The sequence below is a fragment of the Paraburkholderia humisilvae genome (assembly GCF_902859855.1).
GTDB lineage: Bacteria > Pseudomonadota > Gammaproteobacteria > Burkholderiales > Burkholderiaceae > Paraburkholderia > Paraburkholderia humisilvae.
The window spans coordinates 14041-35846 of record NZ_CADIKH010000037.1 but is presented as its reverse complement, the minus strand read 5'-3'; the positions used below and the strand labels follow the sequence as shown (position 1 = coordinate 35846).

Sequence of the window (21806 nt, the reverse complement as noted above, 5' to 3'; positions counted from 1 at the left end):
TTCTCGCACTTCCAACTTTCGGCAGCCCGCAGTACCCCTCCCGCCGTCATCCCGTCATCTGCGCCCACGAAGTGTTGCGTAAATGCAAAACGCATCGCGCATCACGTCGAAAACAAATAACAATCATTCGCATTTGCGTATAATTCGCATTTACAAATTTTTCGACACGCTTACATCACACGTTACGCGTGCCGCAGCGAATACCCAACCAGCGCCTCGGCAGCATGCCTGACCGCGCGCGCCAGCTCACCACCACGCTTTTTGTCCATCCATGTCCGTCTCCCGTTTGCACATCGAACTGGCCGCACCCGTGAAAGCGGCCGCCCGCTCCACCGCCATCGCTACCGCCATTGCGGCGGCGTTCAGCCTGCCCGCTGCTGTCCATGCGCAATCATCTGCCGATACCTCGTCGCCAACCGCGGATGGCACGCTGCCCGCGGTTCGCGTGTCGGCGGATAAGGCGCAGTTGCCGGGCGACCCGGCGCCCACTTTCGGCGGCGGCCAGGTCGCGCGCGGCGGCGACTTCGGGGTGCTTGGCCAGCAGAAAAACATCGACGTGCCGTTCAGCATGACGACGTATACGTCGAAGCTGATCGAAGACCAGCAGGCACGCACGCTTGCCGACGTGCTTGATAACGATCCATCCGTGCGTACCGCCTATGGCTTCGGCAACTTTTCGCAGGTTTTCATCATTCGCGGTTTCCAGCTTGACGGCGACGACGTGTCGTTGAATGGCCTGTACGGCATCACGCCGCGTCAGCTGGTTTCAACCGACGCGCTCGAACGGGTCGACGTGTTCAAAGGGGCGAATTCGTTTCTGAACGGCGCGTCGCCGCAGGGCTCCGCGATCGGCGGCGGCATCAATCTGCAGTTGAAGCGTGCCGACGACAAGCCGCTCACTCGCGTGACGCTCGAAGGCACGGGCTCGGGCGGACTGGGCGCGCACGTCGATATCGGCCGGCGCTTCGGCAGCGACGATCAGTTCGGCATTCGCGTGAACCAGGCGAATCGCGACGGCGAAACCAGTATCGACGGCGAGCACCGGCGCGAAAACACCACGGCTGTGTCGCTCGACTGGCGCGGCGAGAAAGTGCGCCTGTATGCCGATTTTCTCTATCAGCGCCAGCGTATCGACGATGGCCGGCCAACGGTGCTGGTGAGCGGCGACATCGTGCCGGAGCCGCCGTCCGCGACGCACAACTATGCGCAACCGTGGACGTCCAGTTCGCTCGAAGACACGGTCGGCATTTTGCGTGCGGAGTACGACTTCGTGCCGGGCTGGACCGCTTATGTCGCGGGCGGAGCACGTCATACGAACGAGCAGGGTCAGTATTCGCAGCCGACCTTCAGCGACACCGGCACGACGGCGTCGCGCCTGGGCGTCCCTCACCAGGAAGACGGTACGTCTGCGGAGGCGGGTGTGCGCGGCCACTTCAGCACGGGTCCGGTCACGCACTTCGTCACTGCGGGTGCGTCGATCGTGCGAGTCGACGCGCAGTCGGCGTTCACGTTCAGCAGTTCGTTCCCAACGGACCTCTACAACACGCCGCAAGTGCCTTTTCCACCGACCATCGGTTCAGGCGGCAACCTGGCGCACCCACAGACGACCGCGCTGACCTTGTTGCGCAGCGTCGCGGTGTCCGACACGCTCGGCTTCCTGAACGATCGCGTGCTGTTCACGGTGGGCGTGCGCCATCAGTCGCTGCATGCGGATAACTTCGACTACACCGGCGTGCAGACCGAGGCGTACAACGACTCGGCGACGACGCCGCTGTTCGGTCTGGTCGTCAAGCCATGGCAGAACGTCGCGTTCTTCGCGAATCACAGCGAGGCGCTCGCGGCCGGCGCCCAGGCGCCGTCGACCGCGGCGAACTTCGGTCAAATGCTACCGCCTGCTCGCACGAAACAGTATGAAGTGGGCGTCAAGTACGACAACGAAAAATACGGCGCGTCGCTCGCGGCATTTCAGATCGAAGAGCCGTTCACGTTCACGAACAGCTCGAATGTCTTCGTTGCCGATGGCACCGAGCGTCACCGCGGCATCGAAGCGTCGATTTATGGCGAGCCGTACAAAGGCGTGCGTCTGATCGCCGGCGCGACGTATATCAACGCGCAGCAGCTGGATACGGCAAACGGTGCGACTGACGGCAACCGGCCGATCGGCGTGCCGACTTTCATCTTCAACATCGGTGGCGAATATGACGTGCCGATGGTGAACGGTCTGACGCTGACCGCACGCTGGATTCACACCGGCCCCCAGTATCTGAATGCGACGAACACGTTGTCGATTCCTGCATGGAACCGCTTCGACCTCGGTGCGCGTTACGCGACTGTCGTGTTCGGCAAGCCGACGACGTTCCGCGCGAGCGTGCTGAACGTGGCGAACAAGTCATATTGGGAGTCGACCATCGGCGGCTATCTGACGCAAGGCGCGCCGCGCGCGCTGCTGCTGTCGGTGACGACAGATTTCTGATGCGCAGTGTGACGGTTCGCCCGCGATGCGGCGGTTTCAATGCATCGCGGGCGCGACGCGGATTGCCGACGAATACCGGCAACAAAGCAGAGGTGAGCTTTTTCGGGAGCGCAGACTCGCGATATAAAACGGAACGTTGAGCACACAACGTTACCGCCCGGCTGGACTTCAATTCCACCCCACACGCTCGATCTGAGCGGGTCATTCACGACCACACAAGTGTTCGCCACGCGAGCGCGGAGAAGCCGCGCTCGCTCCCGCTTTAGCGTTCACGGTCGATCCTTGGCATGGCCGGATTCGCACGCGTTTGCACGTGGAACTTGCAAACCGTAAGCCTGATGACAGGCCTGTCAAAAATATTTTCAACGCACTGGAATAAACCCCGTGAAGGTCGCGTTCACACCACGACGCGCGCGATTCGCGCGCGTACGCCGTTTTAGCGATCGCCGAAGTAGCGTTCGTATTCGATGAAGTCCCCACTTTCGTGCTTTTTCAGCTCCGCGCGTTGCCGCGCGTAGCTGCCGCATGCCGTTCGCGCGTCGCGCCACGTTGTCGTTATTCGTCATCCGCGCGCCATACAGCGAGGCGGCACACAACTGAAGTGCGTTTGAAAGGGGATCGATTCATGAGTATCAGAAAGGCTCGAGAGGCCGCGTACGCCTCTCGTGTGCGTGCGCGCAATCGAGCCGACGTCCGGCTTGCCGCGCTGTGCATGGGCATCGTATTCGCGCAGTCCGGCTGGGCCCAGTCGCAGGAACAATCGCCATCCACCGCACCCTCCGCGACTTCATCCGGCGATACGTTGCCCGATGCCACATTGCCTGCGATTCATGTGCAGGGGTCGGCGCCGACCGGATACGGACCGCTCGTCGAAACCGACCGTGTCAATGATCCGCAGCAACGCGCGGCGTCGAGCAAAACGGGCACGAAGCTCGAGGATCTACCGGCCAGCGTTCAGGTGATTCCGCGCCAGCTGGTGAACGAACAGGGCGGGACGATGTTGCGCGACGCGATCACAAACGCGAGTGGCGTCAACTACGGCGGTCAGGATTCGAAGGGCTATTACGATCACTTTCTGATTCGTGGCCTGAACGCGCAAGTCTACGAAGACGGTTTCTCCGACGGCGATGAACTCAGCGGCATTTCGCATTCGCTCAACGGCGTCGAGCGTGTCGAGGTGGTCGAAGGTCCGGGGTCGGCGCTGTTTGGCAGTGGGCCGCCGGGTGGCACGCTCAATATCGTGCACTACACGCCATCGTCGGATTTACATTATGGCGGCAGCATCCAGGCCGGGTCGTTCGGTGCGGTGACCAACACCGACTACATTACCGGGCCGACCGGTATTGCGGGCCTGAATTACCGCGTCGATGCGACCTTCTCGCGCACCGACGGCTTTCGCGACCTCGCGAGCCGCGACTATGAAGTCAGACCGGATCTGCAGTGGCAACTCGGCAAGCACACGCTAGAGTTCTCGCTGGACCTGCGCGATATACACGAAACGCCGGACTCGTACGGGATCATCTACTTCAATGGTTCGCCGCTTTCGAGCGTTTCGCGCGACGCGAAGTTCTCGACGCCGTTCGCGACCGCGCGGCAAACCTACGTGCGCCCGACGCTGTCCGACAAGTGGCAGGTCAACGACTTCCTGACGATCAACAATCGCTTTTCGTATCTGCACCGGTCACTCGACGCGTTGACCAACGGCGATAGCACCAGCACCAAGATCAGCGATGGCGAAGTGGTCGGCCGGCAGTTGCGGCAGCAGGACGACAGTGACAACACGTTCGACTATCAGCTCGAACCGGTGTGGAAATTCGCGACCGGCAGTGTCGGACATACACTGCTGACAGGCTTCGAGTACCAGCATCAACTGATCGATACGGAACGCTCGACCGCCGATCTGCCGAACATTCCGGACGCGTTCAATCCGGTTCCACCGGAAACCAGCCTCAATCAGCTGACATTCCTGTGCGACGCGAAGCATTCCTGCGACAACGATCACCTCGTCGCAAACTACTACAGCGTGTACGCGACCGATCAGATCGATGTGACCGACAAGCTGAAGGTACGCGCCGGTGTCCGCCAGGACTGGTGGGATACGTCGCTGACGCCGAACATTTCGGTGCCCGGTCGTTTCGGCACGAATGGCCAGCCGCTGCTGGCCGGCGTGACGGACTCGCGCAACGATGCGCCGGTCAGCTGGAATATCGGTGCGCTGTACAAGCTGCTGCCGTGGATGTCGCCATACTTCGGCATTTCGAAGAGCCACTTCGCGAACTTCAATTCGGAGAATACGCAGAACGGCATTGGCGCACCGGAATCCGCACTGCAGTACGAGGTTGGGGTCAAGTTTTCGCTGCTCAATGAAAGGCTGATCCTGAACACCGCGCTGTTTGACGTGAAGCGCGATAACGTCGCGGCGCTGCAGACCGTCAACGGTGTCGAGTCGGTCGTATTCGACAGCCAGAAAACGCGCGGCGCCGAGGCGTCGATCGATGCGGCGATCACGAGCCACTGGCATGTGATCGCCAACTTCACCGCGCAAGACCCGGTCATCACCGACAACCCGCAAGGGATCTCGTCGGTCGGCAATCGTCCGCAAGGCGCGCCCGCTTACATCGGCAACCTCTGGTCTACTTACGACTTTTCGATTGCGGGTGTGCCGGGGTTTCATGTGGGCGCGGGCGTGAACTATGTCGCGAAGACTTACAGCGACATCACCAACGTCAACTCGATTCCGTCGTATGTGATCGCGAATGCCGCGTTCGGCTATGAGGCGCCGCGTTGGGGCGTCGACCTGAATGTCCACAACCTCTTTGACCGCCGCTACTACGTTGCCGCCAATGCCGCGGGTGCGTTCGTCGGCGAATCATTGAGCGCATTCGTGAACGTGCACGCGAATTTCTGAGCCTGCACGCTGGCAGGCACTCGCGGTCTTGCGGGCGCCTGCCATGCGCTTGTTTTCGCGCCGTTCAATGGTGTACGGAATAGCCGACACGTCGGCGGTGTTCTGGTGACAAGCCGGTGATCGCGATGCTTCGCGAGCCGTAACCAGAGACCTCCGACATGACTGACATTGAAACTCGAGCGCTCGATGTTCTGCGAAAGCGGTTTGCGGCCGGCTGGGCGCCGGTGTTCGCGCGCTTCGGAATCGCCCCGGACTTTAACGCGCCCGTTGCAGCGCTGCGCGATTCGCTCCTCCAGCCGCTTGCGCCGTTTAACCGCGACGACCCGCTCGTCAGCGATCTCGCGTCCGATGCGCATGCGGCGCTTTGCGCAAACGACCCGGCGAAAAGCATCGTTTATCACGTATGGGCCGGTGCTCATCCGACTCACGGTCTGGAGCGCCCGTCGCTCGAAGAACTCGACCTCGTCGAAAATTATCTGTACGTGTTGGGTGAGCACGAGCCCGTGCCCGTGCCTGATGGCTCACTCGTGCCGATGGTGCTCGCATACGCGTATCGTCATCGCGCCGCGACCCCGCATCGCCTTCATGCCGACATGGTTTATTCGCGCGTGGCGATTACCCGCGTGGGCACGCGCGAAGCCCGTTTCAGCGCCACGGAGCAAAGCTGGGAATCGTGGGCCGGCGACGGCTTTCGCGTCACGCGTGCACGCGTCGGCCTGTTTCTGTGCCGCATCGTCGACGGCGCGGCCGGTAACGTGTCGATCCTCGATAACGTGGACGGCGACGCGCAGCGCAATTTCGTGTTGCCGGTGCGCAAGCTGTTTGAAGGCGCGCGCATCCCGGGCTTCGCTTCCGCGATCCGCTCGATCCGCTTTCGCGGCTACTTTCTCGGCGACAAGCTTAAGCGCGTGATCGACGTCAGCGGCACAAGCGTGCCCGGCACGCTGGATGTGACGCGCGCGCCGTTCGTCAACGAAGCGCGCGTCGAAGTGCCGGTCGGCGCGAGCGGCGGCGATGCGTATATCGAACTCAATGCGTTCGAGGGCGCGTGCGTGGTCGGGCCACGGCCGCGTGCGCAACTGGTGTCGGTCGCCATGCAGGAGGAGCAGATCGCGCGGTTCACGGTTCCGCCGCGCGACGGGCCGCCGTCGCTATTGCGGGGACATGGCATCGATGCGGGCAATCTGAGCTTTAACCGGCATTACACGTCCATGCAGGTGCCGTCCGGCAAGACGCGTCTTGTGCTCGAAACCGCATTTGCGCAGCTCGAGCACGTATTCCCCGGCGCGCTTTATCCGCTGCCCAAAGTGCGGCCGCGCGTCGCGCCGGAGTACGTGAATATCCGGCACCGCGTCGAGCCCGACGGCCGTATCACGGTACTCGGCAATACGTTGCCGGCCGGCGAGTATGAAGCGCTGCTCGACGCCGGCGGCTTCGAAGCGGCGATGTTTGACGATGGTGTCATGGATGGCGCTGTGTGGGCAGTGGTCGACGGTGTTCCCACATCGGCGGCTTTCGTACTCGTCACGGCGCCCGACTTCTTCCCGCGCGCCGATGAGGAAGATCTTCAGGCATGGAGCCAGACTCTTCCGTCGAGGGCAGCGTTGCATCAATTCAAGGAAGGCGGCCCGACGCCGCTATCCGCCGGGCGATTTGTGCCGAACCTGCTGCTGAACGACCCCTGGAGCGGCGAGCCGCTATTTGCCAGCACGGACAACACGGTAGCGGCACTGGTGTCGCGTGCGGTGCCATCGGCTGCGGACGGGCGATTGCCGCCGAAAGGCACCGCTTTCCGCCGGCGCGCGGGCGGATTTCTTGCCGACAGCGCGTCCAACGAATTCGCGCCAGGGTGGGATGTCTCATACGACGAACAGGACGGCACGTATTACTACACGACACATGGCCTCGGTTCGCCGTTCCCTGAGGACGTGAAGTTCTGTGCGTCGGCAAACGCCTACTGGCCGGCTGCCGCGCCGGATGCCGCGCGCACGTTCGAGCGGCCCGGCATTCCGAGCGCGATCCCGATGCTCGACGATGAACTCGGCTTTCATCCGGACAGCCCCTACGGCGCACCGGATGCGCAGCCGGGCTGGGATGGCGAGTTCGGTCCGTTCTTCCAGATGCGCGAGGGCGTCGCGGGCGTCAACTCGGCGGATATCCGGCGCTCGGACTATGTGTACAACGCGACGCAGCTTACGTTCGCGTCGCGTGTATTCGATCTGTCGAGCGAAGAACTGATTCGCCGGATGGAGGCGCTGCGCGCGTGTATCGAAGCAATACCGAAGGCCGGCTCGGAGATGCCCGCGCTCACGCAGTACTGGATTGTCAGTGCGACCGCCGTCTGGAATGCCGAGCCACGCGCGACGCACTATACGTTCCAGCTGTGCGTGCCGGATAACGACCACGTGCAGCCGGTCGTCTCAAGCACGGTATCGAGTGCCGCCGCGCCGGGCTACTGGCGATTGTGGCGGCCCGTCAGCAAGCGGATCAAGGCCGAATGCCAATTCGAGCGCCCCGACGATCTGGTGCCGTGCGTAGTCCGCTATGCATCGTACGACGAAACGATCGGCGCATACGGCGACTGGCAGGAGCGAGAAATACGATGAACGACGCAACGTGTGATGTGCTGGTCGTCGGCGACGGCCCCGCAGGTTGTATCGCCGGGCTGACGCTCGCTCGCGCGGGTTTGCGATGCACGATGCTCGCGCCGCCGATGCCAGCGAACCATCGAGGCGCGATCGAGAGCGTCCCTCCGTTGGTGCCGGTCCTGCTTGAAGCGGCGGGTCTTGCCGCTCATCGGTTCGACGCCGCGATTGCCGGGCGTTTCGACGGCATGGTGTCCGATGGTGTGGCGCGACGGTTTTACGGCGCAAGCGGTATGTCGTCCGACCAGGGCTGGCACGTGGAATGCGGGCTATTCGACCGGGTTCTGCTGAACCACGCTCTGGAACAGGGCCTGACGCTGCGCCGGGACCGCGTAACCCAAGCAGCGTGCACAACGAAAGACGTCACGGTGCAGACCTCGACGGTGCGTCATCGTGCGCGCTGGCTGGTCGATGCGTCGGGACGCAGTGGTGTGCTGCAGCGGCTACTCGGTCTTACCACCGTCACACGCGGTGCGCGAATGCTTGCGTGGCGCGGCGTGACGCAGCTGCAGCGCGCCCCCGATCCTGAAGCGCTGCGGGAAACGGCCTCGACGATGCCGACGTTTCACACTTCCAGGGACGGCTGGCTATGGCAGGCGCCACTGGACAACGGCTCGCTGGCATGGACCTGGGCGGGTGACGCCGGCGATGCGAACGCGCCGCCGCCGGCGACCTACCCCTTCACGGCTGCAGCAGGCGATGCGGTCGCCGCGCGCGGTTTCGACGTGAGCTGGCGCCTTGTGCGTCCGGCCGCCGGCGCGGCGTACCGGATCGTGGGCGATGCCGCCGCAGTGCTCGATCCGCGCAGCGGGCAAGGGGTGGCATTCGCGCTGTCGTCGGCGCTGGCGGCGGTGCGCTCGATCATCGCCGTCGAGCAGGCGCCGCATTTGCGGGCCCTGGAAGCGGCCGGCTATGACGCATTCGTCGCGCAGGAATTTCGCCGCAAAAGCGATGAACTGATCCGGCGCACGCCAGCCTCGGCGAATGAGGCTGGCATCGCAGGTTGACCCGCTCGGTGCCGCTCACGCTTTCGCTTGCGTCACCCCTATCGCATCCAGCTCGGCGAGTGCCTCAGACGGCAATTCGACCTGCGCCGCCCGGATGTTTTCGCGCAAATGCGCAACCGACGACGTACCCGGAATCAGCAGAATATTCGGCGCCCGATAGAGCAGCCAGGCGAGGGCGACTTGCCGTGGCGTCGCATCCACGGTCTGCGCGACCTTGGTCAGCACCGACGACTGGATCGGCGTGAACCCGCCGAGCGGGAAAAACGGCACAAATGCGATGCCTTTGACCGCGAGCTCGTCGACCAGCGCATCGTCTTCACGATGAACCACGTTATACAGGTTCTGCACGCAGACGATTTCCACGATGCTGCGCGCTTCGGCCACCTGCGCCGACGTCACATTGCTCAGCCCGATGTGGCGCACGAGCCCTTCGCGCTGCAGTTCAGCGAGCGCCGTCACCTGCGGCTCGATTGAGCCTTCCGCGGGCGAATGCAAATTGCCGATGATCCGCACGTTGACGACGTCGAGCGCGTCGACCCGCAGATTGCGCAGGTTATCGTGAACCTGCTGCCGCAGGTCTTCCGGCTCAAGCGCGGGCAGCCATGCGCCAGCATGGTCGCGGCGCGCGCCGACTTTCGTGACGATTGTCAGGTCGTCCGGGTAGGGGTGAAGCGCTTCCCGAATCAGCAGGTTGGTGATGTGCGGCCCGTAGAAGTCGCTCGTATCGATGTGATTGACGCCGGCGGCCACCGCTTCGCGCAGCACCGCGACGGCGGCGCCGCGATCTTCAGGTGGCCCGAACACGTTGGGACCGGCCAGCTGCATCGCGCCGTAGCCGATGCGGCGCACCGGACGTCCGGCAAGCGAAAACGTGTCCTTGGGGGTGAGGTTCGACATGACGGTGGTCTCCTTGGCTAGTGGTTGACGTCGGTGGTTGACGTCGCGGGTTAACGCCGGCCGATGACGGGGGCTAACCTTGGTCGCCAGTATGGGAGCGATCGCGTTGTTAGATAATCCCATCCAGCTCGCACGGGCTGTGCAAAAAGGTGAACAATGGCCACTGAGATGAATGACCTCGCCGCGTTTGTGTCGGTCGCGCGCGCCGGTGGGTTTCGCGACGCCGCGCGCATTAACGGCGTGTCCGCGTCGAGCCTCAGCACGGCGGTGCGCCGCCTCGAGGCGAAGCTCGGCCTGCGGCTGCTGAACCGCACGACGCGCAGCGTCGCGCCGACCGAAGCAGGTGAGCGGCTGATCGAAAAGCTGACGCCGCTCTTCAGCGAAATGGAAGCGGCGCTCGACGTGCTGAACGTGTTCCGCGACAAACCGACCGGCACGCTGCGGCTGAATGTGCCGTCGGGCGTCGCGCGCATCGTGTTGCCGAATATCGTCACGCGATTTCTGAAGACCTACCCCGGTATCCGCGTCGAGGTCGTGGTCGAGGACAGTTTCGTCGACGTGCTGTCGATCGGCTGCGATGCGGGCATTCGCTATGACGAACGGCTCGAGCAGGACATGATCGCGATTCCGATCGGGCCGCGCGTACAACGCTTCGCGACCGCTGCGACGCCTGTCTATCTCGATGCGCACGGCCGGCCCACCCACCCAGGCGAACTGCTTATGCATGCCTGTTTGCGCGGGCAGTTCGCCGGCGGCGCGATGCCGACCTGGGACTTCGAGCGGGACGGCGAGGTGCTCCGCGTCGATCCGCCGGGGCCGCTGGTCGTGCGGCCCGGCGTCGCGGTCGAACTGGCCATCAGTGCTGCGCTGGCCGGTCTTGGCGTGATTCACCTCTATGAAGATCTGCTGCGCCCGCATCTGGATAGCGGCGCGCTCGAGCCGATTCTCGAACCTTGGTGGCAGCCGTTTTCCGGGCCGTTTCTCTACTATCCGGGACGCCGTCATCTGCCTGCACCGTTGCGCGCGTTCGTCGACTTTCTGAAGGCAGATGACATGCAATAGACGGAACCGCCCCACTTCATCGGCCCGTCTTCTGTGGCAGACTAGGTTCCCGCGCTGTGACCCGCCATGCGGTCGTACAGGTTCCTTCGGCGGCGCGGCAACCCTCTCGATAGCGGAGACCAGCAGTCGAACCTGACTTTATGGGGTCGTTGCAGTGGTGGACAGCAGCTTCGAAGTCCTTGCGAACGACGGCGACCGTGCTTTTTGCCGGATGACGCGTACCAATCCCGACGGTACGCAAACCTCGGTGCTTACCGTGCGGCCCACGGGCGAGCCGCCGACAGCCGCCAGCCTCGATCGCGTGTCACACGAATACGGTTTGAAAGACCAGCTGCACAGCGCATGGGCAGTGCGTCCGCTCGAGCTCGTGCGGCAGGGCGACCAGACCGTGATGGTCTGCGAGGACCCGGGCGGCGAGCCGCTCGGGCGCCTGCTGGGGGCGCCTTTCGATACCGCGCGCTTTCTGTCACTGGCAATCCGCATGACCGCGGCGGTGGGCGAGCTCCATCAAAGCGGTCTCGTGCATAAGGACCTGAAGCCGGCGCATATCCTCGTCGATGAAGCCGCGGGCTCGGTACGGCTCACCGGCTTCGGGCTTGCGACCTTGCTGCCCCGCGAGCGCCAGGCGCCCGCTTCGCCCGAGACCATCGCCGGCACGCTGGCCTACATGGCGCCCGAGCAGACCGGCCGGATGAACCGCTCGATCGATGCACGCAGCGACCTGTACTCGCTTGGCGTCACGTTCTATCAGATGCTGACGGGCGCGCTGCCGTTTACCGCATCGGAGCCGATGGAGTGGGTGCATTGCCATATTGCGCGCAAGCCCGTCCCGCCCGATGAACGGATCGAGCGCGTACCGTCGCAGGTCTCGCGCATCGTGATGAAGCTGCTGGCGAAGACGGTCGAAGAGCGCTATCAGACGGCCGCTGGCCTGCAGTACGATTTGCGCCGCGCGCTCGCCGGCTGGCGGTCACAGCGCCGCATCGATCCATTTGCGCTCGGCGAGCACGATATTCCGGACCGTCTGCTGATTCCCGAAAAGCTCTACGGTAGAGAGCACGAGATCGCAACCTTGCTCGACGCGTTCGAGCGTGTCGTCCACGACAGGACGCCGCGGCTGGTGCTCGTGTCAGGCTATTCAGGGGTCGGCAAGTCGTCGGTGGTCAACGAGTTGCACAAGGTGCTGGTGCCGCCGCGCGGCCTTTTCGCGTGGGGCAAGTTCGACCAGTACAAGCGAAACGTGCCGTATGCGACGGTCGCGCAGGCGTTCCAGTGCCTCGTTTCGGAGATTCTTGGCAAGAGCGACGAAGAACTGGGCCGCTGGCGCGCCGCGCTGCAGGAGGCACTGGGGCCGAACGGCCAGTTGATGGTCAACCTCGTGCCACAGCTCGCGTTGATCATCGGCGAGCCGCCGCCTCCGCCCGACGTGCCGCTGCAGGACCAGCAGGCGCGCTTTCAGATGGTGTTCCGCCGCTTTCTCAGCGTATTCGCGCGGCCGGAACATCCGCTGACGCTGTTTCTCGACGATCTTCAATGGCTCGACTCGGCAACCCTCGATCTGATCGAACATCTGATCGCGCATCCGGACGTGCGCCACCTGTTGCTGGTCGGCGCGTACCGCGACAACGAGGTTGGCCCTGCCCATCCGCTTGCGCGCACGCTCGCGCGATTGCGTGGCGTGGGCGGCCGAGTGGACGAGATCGTGCTGGCGCCGCTGGGTCTCGACGACGTCGGCCGGCTGCTCGCCGACGCGCTCCATCTCGACGCGGCGCGCGTGCGGCCACTAGCCGAACTGGTGTTCGAGAAGACCGGCGGCAACCCGTTCTTCACGATCCAGTTCCTGCTGGCGCTCGCCGACCAGGCGCTGCTGGCGTTCGATACGGATGCGGTGGCATGGGCCTGGGATTTGCCGCGCATCCGCATGGTGGGCTTCACCGATAACGTCGCGGACCTGATGGCGGCCAAGCTCGGCCGCCTGCCGCGCGACACGCAGCAGGCGCTTGGGCGGCTCGCGTGCCTCGGCAACATCGCGCGGGCCGAGACGCTCGCGGTGGTCTACGGCGCGGCCGAGGAGACGACGCACGCAGCATTGTGGGACGCGGTGCGCTCCGGCCTCGTGGTGCGCGCAAACGGGACCTACACGTTTCTTCACGACCGGATCCACGAGGCGGCCTACGCGCTGATTCCCGAGGGCGCGCGCGCCGGCGCGCATCTGCGGATCGGCCGCGCGCTTGCGGCCGCGACGCCAACCGACGAACTCGGGGACAACATCTTCGATATCGTGAACCAGTTCGACCTCGGCGCCGCGCTGATCGGCACGCAGCCCGAGCGCGAGCAGGTCGCGCGGCTGAACCTGATGGCGGGCCAGCGAGCAAAAGCGGCGAGCGCTTATGACGCGGCGCTCCGGTATTGCCGCGCCGGCCGCGCCCTGCTTGCGCAAAACGAGTGGGAACAGGGCTATCGGCTGAAGTTCGACCTTGAATTGAATGCCGCTGAGTGCGAATACCTGATCGGTGAAATGGCCGCCGCGAGCGCCCATCTCGCGATGCTCTCTACCGCCGCGCAGACGCTGATCGACCTCGCCGCGGTGACGTGCATTCGCATCAATCTCTTCACGACGCTTGACCAGAGCGACAGCGCGGTCGAAGTAGGCCTCGAGTATCTACGCAAGACGGGCGGCGAGTGGTCGCCGCATCCTGCTGCGGATGTCGTGCTCGATACCTATCAACGCCTGTGGCGACGGCTGCGCGCGAGCTCGAGCGACGCGCTGCTCGACCTGCCGCTGATGAAAGACCCGGAGCGTCGCGCGACGATGGACGTGCTGACCGTGCTGACGTCGCCGGCCTTGTTCAGCGATCCGAATCTGTTCCGGCTCGTCGTCAGCGAGATGGCCTCGTTGAGTCTCGAGCACGGCAATAGCGACGGTTCGTCGCTCGCGTACACATGGCTTGGCGGCGTGCTCGGCTCGTACCTCGGCGAATATGCGGCTGGCTTCCGCTATGGCCGCCTCGGACTCGAACTGGTGGAAAAGCGCGGGCTCGATCGCTTCAGGGCTCGCGTGTACCTCGTGTTCGCCGTGCACATTTCGCACTGGATGGAGCCTTTGCAGGTGTCCCGCACGTTTTTGCGGCGTGCGTTCGAAGCCGCGCTCGAGGCGGGCGATCTGTCGTACGCCTGTTATGCATGCGGCGACGTGACCACGAACCGGATCGCCGCCGGCGATGCGCTTGCCGACATCGAGCGAGAAGCCCTGCACGGGCTCGAATTCGCACGTAAGGTCCGTTTTGGCTTGATGAACGACATCCTGACCGGGCAATTGCTGCTGACGCGGACCTTGCGCGGCCCGGCCGCGTCGGAGGCAGCGGACTTCAACGCCGCGTTCGATGCGCGCAGTTTCGAACAGCGGCTTGAGGACACGCCGCAGCTGGCGGTCGCGGCGTCGTACTACTGGATTCGAAAGCTGCAAGCGAGTATCCATTTCGGCGATGAAGCGGGCGCCATTGCGGCGGTGGCAAAAGCGGTGCCGTTGCTGTGGACCACGCCGACGCAGTTCGAATGCGCCGAATTCCATTTCTACGCGGCGCTTGCACGTGCTGCGCATTGCGATTCGGTGACGTCGGTCGAGCGCAGTCGGTATCGGCAAGCGCTCGACGAACATCACGAGCAGCTTGCCGTGTGGGCGTCGAATTGCCCGGTGAATTTTGCCGACCGCGTCGCGTTGGTCGGCGCCGAAATTGCGCGGGTCGACCGGCGCGATATGGAAGCGTTGCGCCTGTACGAAGAGGCGATCCGGCTCGCGCGCGAAGGCGGCTTTATCCATAACGAGGCGTTAGCGAACGAACGCGCGGCGCGCTTTTGCACCACGCGCGGCTTGCCGACGATGACCGAGGCATTTCTGCGCAACGCGCGGCGCTGTTACCTGAGCTGGGGCGCGGACAGCAAGGTGCGGCAACTCGATCAGCGCTATGCGCAACTGGCGTCGGAAGCGTCCGCGCCGGGGCCGACCAGCACGATCCGCGCACCCGTCGAACACCTCGATCTCGCAACCGTGCTGCGGGTATCGCAAGCGGTGTCGGGCGAAATCGTCTTGGACAAGCTGATCGACACGCTGATGCGAACCGCGATCGAGCATGCCGGGGCCGTGCGCGGCCTGTTGATTCTTTCCCAGAGCAATGAACAGCGGATTGCGGCGGAAGCCGTCACCGTCGGCGAGACAATTACCGTGCGGCGGCTCGATGAGCCATTGCATGCCGATGTGTTATCCGAAGCGATCGTCCAGAAGGTGCTGCGCACGCAGGAAGCGTTGATTCTCGACGATGCGCTCGCCGATTCCGTGTATGCCGCCGACCCGTATATCCGCCAACGTGCCGTGCGCTCGGTGCTGTGCGTGCCGCTCGCCAATCAGAGCAAGACAGTCGGCGTGCTCTATCTCGAGAATAACCTCACGGCGCGCGCGTTCACGCCGACGCGCATCACGGTGCTGCATCTGATTGCGTCGCAGGCGGCCATCGCGCTCGAGAATACGCGTCTGTATCGCGATCTCGCGGAACGCGAAGCGAGGATCCGGCGCATCGTCGATGCGAACATCATCGGCATTTCGTTCTGGGATCTCGAAGGGCCGATACACGCGGCCAACGACGCGTTCCTGCAGATTGTCGGATACGACCGCGAAGACCTGGCCGCGGGCCGCTTGCGCTGGACCGATCTGACGCCGCCGGAATGGCGCGTGCACCACGACAGCAAGTGGACGCCGGAACTGAAGCTGACCGGCAACGTGCAGCCTTACGAGAAAGAGTACTTCCGCAAGGACGGCACACGCGTACCGGTGCTGGTCGGCTCGACGTCCTTTGACGAAGCGCGCAATCAGGGCGTGTCGTTCGTGCTCGATCTGACTGAAAGCAAGCGGGCCGAAGAGGCATTGCGCGTGATGCAGATGGAACTCGCGCACGTGAACCGCGTCGCGACGATGGGACAGCTCACGGCGTCGATCGCGCATGAAGTCAACCAGCCGATTGCCGCGACCGTGTCGAATGCGGAGGCCGCGCTGCGCTGGCTGAACCGTCAACCGCCCGATCTGAAGGAAGTGCGCGAAGCGACGGAGCGCATCGTCAAGGAAGGGCATCGGGCGGCTGATGTAATCGGCCGTATCCGCGCGCTGATCAAGAAAGCGCCGCCGGTGAAGGATCGTTTGAATATCAATGATGCGATTCGGGAAGTGCTCGAACTCGTGCGCGGCGAGATCGCGAAGAACGACGTGCTGGTGTGGACCGAACTCGCAGCCGGTCTGCCGCTGATTCATGGCGACCGCGTGCAGTTGCAGCAGGTGCTGTTGAATCTGATCGTGAATGCGATCGAGGCAATGAGCGGCGTGGCCGGCGGCGTGCGGCGCCTGTCGATCAGTACCTGGCGAGCGGACGATCTGGACGGTGTGCTCGTCGAGGTGCGGGATTCAGGGCAGGGGTTGGATCCCGAGCATGTGGACGTGCTGTTTGAAACGTTCTACTCGACCAAGGCGAGCGGGATGGGAATGGGGCTTGCGATTTGCCGGTCGATTGTCGAGGCGCACGGCGGGCGCCTGTGGGCTGGCGCGAATGAACCGCGTGGCGCGGTGTTCCGGTTTACGTTGCCGGTGGATGGGGCGGTGGCGTAGCGACCCTTCGTGCGTGCGTCAGCCTTCTTCCAGCACCACGACGCTGCGTGCCTCCACGCGACAGCGGTCGTGCTCGATCGCGATCGACTCCGCAGCCGGCGCGATGTCACGCGGACTATCGAGCGCGGTATCGACGATGCGCCGCCAGCGCTGGCCGTCAAGCACGGGCAATGCAATGTCGCGCGGCGACTCGTGCATGTTGAGCACCACGTGCAATGACGGTTCATCGGACGCCATACCGGCGAGCGTGAAGGCCAGCAGCCGCGCGACGGGGTCCTGCCAGGCCGGTTCGTTCAGGCGTTCGCTGTGCCACGCCACATCAGGCTGCGTTTGCGCCGCAGCGGGTTTTCCAGTGAGAAAGCGCGGCTGGTGCAGGCTCGCATGACGGCGGCGCAGCGCGATCAGCTCACGCACGAACCGCGTCATGCCCTCGCTTGCTTCCGACGTCGTCCAGTCCAGCCACGAAAGCGCGTTGTCCTGGCAATAGCCGTTGTTGTTGCCGCGCTGGGTACGTAGCCGCTCGTCGCCCGCAAGAATCATCGGCACGCCCTGGCTCAGCAGCAGGATCGCCATCAGGTTGCGCACCTGACGGCGGCGCAGGCTCAGAATCGCAGCGTCACGCGTTTCTCCCTCCACGCCGCAATTCCATGACAGGTTATGGTCGTTGCCGTCGCGATTCTCGTCACCGTTCGCGTCGTTATGCTTCACGTTGTAGCTGACAAGATCGTGCAGCGTGAAGCCATCGTGGCACGTGACGAAGTTGATGCTGTTGGTCGGCAGCCTGCCGTCATCCGCGTAGAGATCCGAACTGCCGGCAATGCAGGTGGCCACCTCCCCGACGAGGCCCGGGTCGCCACGCACGAAACGGCGGATTACATCGCGGTAGCGGCCGTTCCATTCGGCCCACGCCATGCCGGGGAACGCGCCGACCTGGTAGAGGCCCGTGGCGTCCCATGCTTCCGCAATCAGCGGCACGTGCGACAGCACGTGTGACGCTTCGAGCGCCCACGGAAGCGGCGGATCAGACATCAGTTCGCCATGCTGTCCACGCGCGAACACGCTTGCGAGATCGAAGCGGAAGCCATCGACGCCCAGTTCCTGCACCCAGTATTCGAGGCAGCGGATGATAAATGCGCAGACCAGCGGATGGTTGCAATTGACCGTATTGCCACAGCCGGTGTAGTCGAGATAGCGGCGCCGGTCGTCTGCGTCGAGTTGATAGAAGATGTCGTTTGCGAGGCCCTTGAAGTTGATGACCGGCCCCGCTGCACCTGCTTCCGCCGTGTGGTTGAACACGACGTCGAGCAGCACGGCGATGCCAGCGGCGTGCAATGCATCGGTCAGCGCGCGGAATTCCTGCGGCGCACGAGCGGGGTCGCTGCAGTAGCGGGGATGCGGGCTGTAGTAGCTGTGCGTGCTATAGCCCCAGAAGTTCACCAGTCCGCGCGCGGCTGCCGCCGACGGGATGTCCTGCTCGTCGAAGGCCATCACGGGCAGAAGCTCCACATGCGTGACGCCGAGATCCTTCAAATACGGAATTTTTTCGATCAGACCGGCGAAGGTTCCTGCGTGTTGGACCTCGCTCGATGGATCGCGCGTAAAACCGCCAACGTGCAGTTCGTAGATCACCGCATCATTCAGGTCGCGCCAGGGCCGCATCGCGGATACGGGTAGCGATGCGGCGACGATCCCACGGTTCGTCGCGTGTTCGGTGCGTGCGCGACCCTCGACGGGGCGCCGGACCCACAGGTCGTTCGCGACCGCGCGCGTGTACGGGTCGAGCAGTTCGTGAGCGGGATCGAACGCACGGCCGGTGCGTTGTGTGTCGCGCGGTCCGTCTACCCGCCATGTGTAGCACGTATGCGGCGGCAGATTTTCGACAAGTACATGCCAGTAGAAAAAGGTGCGATTGACCTCGGGCGCGAGCGTGATGACCTGAAACGGTTCAGCGCTATCGGGCGCCGCATACAAAAGCAGCTCGGCACGCGTCGCGTGCCGGCAGAAGACACTGAAATTGACCCCTTCGGGCACTACCGTCGCGCCCGGCGGAAATCGCGACCCGGCGCGAACCGCATACCGGCTGGCCGATGGGGTATCAGACTCGCTGCTCAAGAGCGATCCTCACCGGCTTGATGTCCCAGATCTGTTCGCTGTATTCACGGATTGCGCGGTCAGACGAGAACTTGCCCGAATGCGCGGTATTAACGATCGACATGCGCGTCCAGTGCCGCGAGTCCTGCCACGCGGCGCTGACGTCCTGCTGGCGCGCCACATAGGCTGCATAGTCAGCCAGCACGAGGAACGGGTCGTGATTGAGCAGGTTGTCCACCAGTGGACGGAACATCTCGCGATCGCCGCGCGAAAAATGCCCGCTGCTGATCAAGTCGAATACACCTTGCAGTTCTTCGTTGGCACGCACGTAGTCGGCGGGCCGATAGCCTTCGCGCTTCACCCGTTCCACGTCGTCCGCAGTCAGGCCGAACAGGAAGAAGTTTTCATCGCCCACTTCCTCGCGAATCTCGACGTTGGCGCCATCCAGCGTGCCGATCGTCAGTGCGCCGTTCATCATGAATTTCATATTGCCCGTGCCGGACGCTTCCTTGCCAGCCGTCGAAATCTGTTCGGACAGGTTCGCCGCCGGATAGATGAATTGCGCGTTCTTCACATTGAAATCGGGGAAGAACACGACCTTCAACTGCCCGTTTACGGCCGGATCGTGGTTCACGACTTCGGCTACGCCGTTGATCAGACGGATGATCAGCTTCGCCATCGCGTACCCTGGCGCCGCCTTGCCGCCGAACACGAAGCAACGCGGGGGCACGGCCAGTTTCGGATCGCGGCGTAGGCGCAGGTACAGCGCGATAATGTAAAGCGCGTTCAGGTGCTGCCGCTTGTACTCGTGAATGCGTTTGACCTGGATGTCGAACAGTGCGGCCGGGTCGACCACGATGCCCGTCGCACTGCGAATGTTTGCGGCGAGCCTTTCTTTGTTCGCCCGCTTCACGCTGCGCCAGCGGTCCTGGAATGCGGCATCGTCGGCATACGCATCGAGTTTGCGCAGCAGGCCAAGGTCGGTTGCCCAGCCGTCGCCGACCGTTTCGTCCAGCAGTTTTGCAAGGCCCGGGTTGCTGAGCGCCATAAAGCGGCGCGGCGTCACGCCGTTGGTGACGTTGTGGAAGCGCTCGGGCCACAGGTCGGCGAAATCGCGCAACACAGTCTGCTCGAGCAGTTGCGTATGCAACGCCGCCACACCATTGACCGCATGGCTGCCGACGGTCGCCAGATGCGCCATACGCACCCGCTTCGCGCCACTCTCATCAATGAGCGACATACGCGCGAGGCGTGCGTCGTCGCCGGGATAGCGCAGGCGGACTTCATCGAGAAAGCGCCGGTTGATCTCATAGATGATTTCGAGCAACCGCGGCAGCAAGCTTTGAAACAGCGGCAAACCCCAGGTTTCCAGCGCCTCGGGTAACAGCGTGTGATTCGTATAGGCGAGTGTGTGTCGCGTGATCTCCCACGCCTTGTCCCAGGGAAGAAGTTTCTCGTCGACGAGCAGGCGCATCAACTCGGCGACCGCGATCGACGGATGCGTGTCGTTCAGTTGCGCCGTGAACACATGCGCAAAGCGGTCGACCGATTCACCTTTGAGCTCGAGCAAGCGCAGCATGTCCTGCAGCGAGCATGAAACGAAGAAGTACTGCTGCGCGAGCCGCAGGCGCTTGCCGGCTTCCGGCTCGTCGTTCGGATAGAGCACCTTCGATAGCGTCTCGGACTGGACCTTCTCGTGTACAGCTTCGTAGTAGTCGCCGGCATTGAAGTCCTGCAGGTCGAACGATTCGACGGCCTCGCTTTTCCAAAGCCTGAGTGTGTTGCACGTGTTGACGCGATAGCCCGGCAGCGGTGTATCGCAGGCCACGCCCTTGACCGTGTACGCTGGAATCCAGCGCACGCGAAGGTGTCCCTGCGCATCGGTTTCCTGTTCGGTGCGGCCGCCGAAGTTCACGTAGAACGCGACATCTGGGCGCAGGATTTCCCACGGGTTACCCTTTTGCAGCCACTTGTCGGTCACTTCGACCTGCCAGCCGTCACGAATCTCCTGGTCGAAGATGCCGAATTCGTAGCGGATGCCATAGCCGATGGCCGGAATTTCGAGCGTCGACAGCGAGTCGAGATAACAGGCCGCGAGGCGCCCGAGTCCGCCATTGCCGAGCCCCGGTTCTTCCTCGATCGCAACCAGCGTATCGAGGTCGATGCCGAGCGTCTGCAACGCGGCGTGCGCATTGCTTTCGATGCCCAGGTTGATCAGGTTATTGCCGAGCTGCGGGCCGATCAGGAACTCGGCGGACAGATAGCACGCGACCTTCGCATTGCGCGCGACATAGGTGTACGTGGTCGCGACCCGGCGGGCCATCATCCGGTCGCGGACCGCATAGGCGAGCGCCATATACCAGTCGTGCGGGGTCGCAATCTCCGGATACCGCGCTTGCAGGCAGATCAGATTATCGACAATGTCGCGTTTCAGCGCATCGACGCCAAGACCACTGCGAGCAGGCTCCGCGCAGGGTGTCGAGGTGATGGTGAGGGCTTCGTCCATGGGCAGTCCTTGTCCTTGCTGTCGACCAGGCAGACCGTGCCGACCGACAGGCAATTGCATGCGCGCCACCATGCGGCGATCAGCGGGTGTTCCCCACTGCAAAGCGCCGCTTCCTGAGAGCCCGTTTGGCGATGCTTGCTGATGCGTCGCGCCTGGCGGCGGACCCTCTGTACTTAAATGGCTTTCGCATTGCCCAAGGGCGTACCACAACGCAGCATACGTTACTATTCGTAGATTGCAAGGCGCGATTCCGGCCGCTTTCGCGTGCCGCGGCGCGTGCGCGCCGGCTTCAGGAGAGACGTCATGAACAGGTCGTTTCCAGCCGCTCTAGCTGCCACAACTTGCCTTTTGCTGTGCGTTGCGTCGGTCGATTACGCGTCCGCGCAAACGGGTGGCGGCGTGACGCAGCATATGCAGAACGCGCAACGGACCGCGCACGAAAAGGCCCGTGCCGCGAGAAGTGCGAGCGGCGCCACGCAAAATCAGACGAAATCAAAAAAGGAGACATCGCCGCAGGCGCCGGCCTCCGATGCGCATTGAACCGGCGTTCGTAGCGACGGTCACAGC

Annotated in this window: 9 protein-coding genes; 6 read left to right on the top strand and 3 right to left on the bottom strand. The window is 63.6% G+C overall.

Annotated elements, in window-relative coordinates:
- Positions 1–271 precede the first annotated feature (271 nt).
- From HV796_RS28970 to HV796_RS28955, 4 genes are all read left to right on the top strand, one after another.
- Complete coding sequence (locus HV796_RS28970; protein ID WP_175230317.1) at positions 272–2473, top strand: TonB-dependent receptor; 2202 nt, start codon at positions 272–274, stop codon at positions 2471–2473.
- 625 nt (positions 2474–3098) lie between these two features.
- Positions 3099–5381: a TonB-dependent receptor gene (locus HV796_RS28965; protein ID WP_246356100.1), complete on the top strand. Its 2283-nt coding sequence runs from the start codon at positions 3099–3101 to the stop codon at positions 5379–5381.
- A gap of 158 nt (positions 5382–5539) precedes the next feature.
- Positions 5540–7987 (top strand): hypothetical protein, encoded by a 2448-nt coding sequence (locus HV796_RS28960; protein ID WP_175230314.1) that lies wholly within the window; start codon positions 5540–5542, stop codon positions 7985–7987.
- Positions 7984–9033, top strand: a complete 1050-nt coding sequence (locus tag HV796_RS28955) for an NAD(P)/FAD-dependent oxidoreductase (RefSeq protein WP_175230311.1) — start codon at positions 7984–7986, stop codon at positions 9031–9033. The genes HV796_RS28960 and HV796_RS28955 overlap by 4 nt, the downstream gene beginning before the upstream one ends.
- A gap of 15 nt (positions 9034–9048) precedes the next feature.
- Here HV796_RS28955 and HV796_RS28950 read toward each other — a convergent pair whose 3' ends face one another.
- Positions 9049–9930, bottom strand: coding sequence for an aldo/keto reductase family oxidoreductase (locus HV796_RS28950; RefSeq protein ID WP_175230308.1), 882 nt, complete (start codon positions 9928–9930; stop codon positions 9049–9051).
- A 168-nt stretch (positions 9931–10098) separates the two neighbouring features.
- On the opposite strand from HV796_RS28950, the gene HV796_RS28945 reads away from it, so the two are divergent.
- Both HV796_RS28945 and HV796_RS28940 read left to right on the top strand, forming a co-directional pair.
- Positions 10099–10992: a LysR family transcriptional regulator gene (locus HV796_RS28945; RefSeq protein ID WP_246356099.1), complete on the top strand. Its 894-nt coding sequence runs from the start codon at positions 10099–10101 to the stop codon at positions 10990–10992.
- A 154-nt stretch (positions 10993–11146) separates the two neighbouring features.
- Positions 11147–16642 carry a trifunctional serine/threonine-protein kinase/ATP-binding protein/sensor histidine kinase gene (locus tag HV796_RS28940; protein ID WP_246356098.1) on the top strand — a complete coding sequence of 1832 codons (5496 nt, stop codon included), beginning with the start codon at positions 11147–11149 and terminating at the stop codon, positions 16640–16642.
- Between the two features lie 18 nt (positions 16643–16660).
- On the opposite strand, the gene glgX is transcribed toward HV796_RS28940, so the two are convergent.
- Together glgX and HV796_RS28930 are read right to left on the bottom strand one after the other, a co-directional pair.
- A complete protein-coding gene (gene glgX, locus HV796_RS28935; RefSeq protein ID WP_246356103.1) occupies positions 16661–18673 on the bottom strand; it encodes a glycogen debranching protein GlgX in 2013 nt (670 codons plus the stop codon).
- Between the two features lie 64 nt (positions 18674–18737).
- The gene (locus tag HV796_RS28930; protein ID WP_175230299.1) at positions 18738–21239 is read right to left on the bottom strand and encodes a glycogen/starch/alpha-glucan phosphorylase; all 2502 of its coding nucleotides are present in this window, start codon (positions 21237–21239) and stop codon (positions 18738–18740) included.
- Between the last annotated feature and the right edge of the window lie 567 nt (positions 21240–21806).

Bases quoted from the DNA above. Each gene is read 5' to 3' on its own strand.
- HV796_RS28960 (WP_175230314.1), top strand. From the start codon at position 5,540: ATGACTGACATTGAAACTCGAGCGCTCGATGTTCTGCGAAAGCGGTTT.
- HV796_RS28950 (WP_175230308.1), bottom strand. From the start codon at position 9,930: ATGTCGAACCTCACCCCCAAGGACACGTTTTCGCTTGCCGGACGTCCG.
- HV796_RS28945 (WP_246356099.1), top strand. From the start codon at position 10,099: ATGAATGACCTCGCCGCGTTTGTGTCGGTCGCGCGCGCCGGTGGGTTT.
- HV796_RS28930 (WP_175230299.1), bottom strand. From the start codon at position 21,239: ATGGACGAAGCCCTCACCATCACCTCGACACCCTGCGCGGAGCCTGCT.
- HV796_RS28955 (WP_175230311.1), top strand. From the start codon at position 7,984: ATGAACGACGCAACGTGTGATGTGCTGGTCGTCGGCGACGGCCCCGCA.
- HV796_RS28970 (WP_175230317.1), top strand. From the start codon at position 272: ATGTCCGTCTCCCGTTTGCACATCGAACTGGCCGCACCCGTGAAAGCG.
- HV796_RS28965 (WP_246356100.1), top strand. From the start codon at position 3,099: ATGAGTATCAGAAAGGCTCGAGAGGCCGCGTACGCCTCTCGTGTGCGT.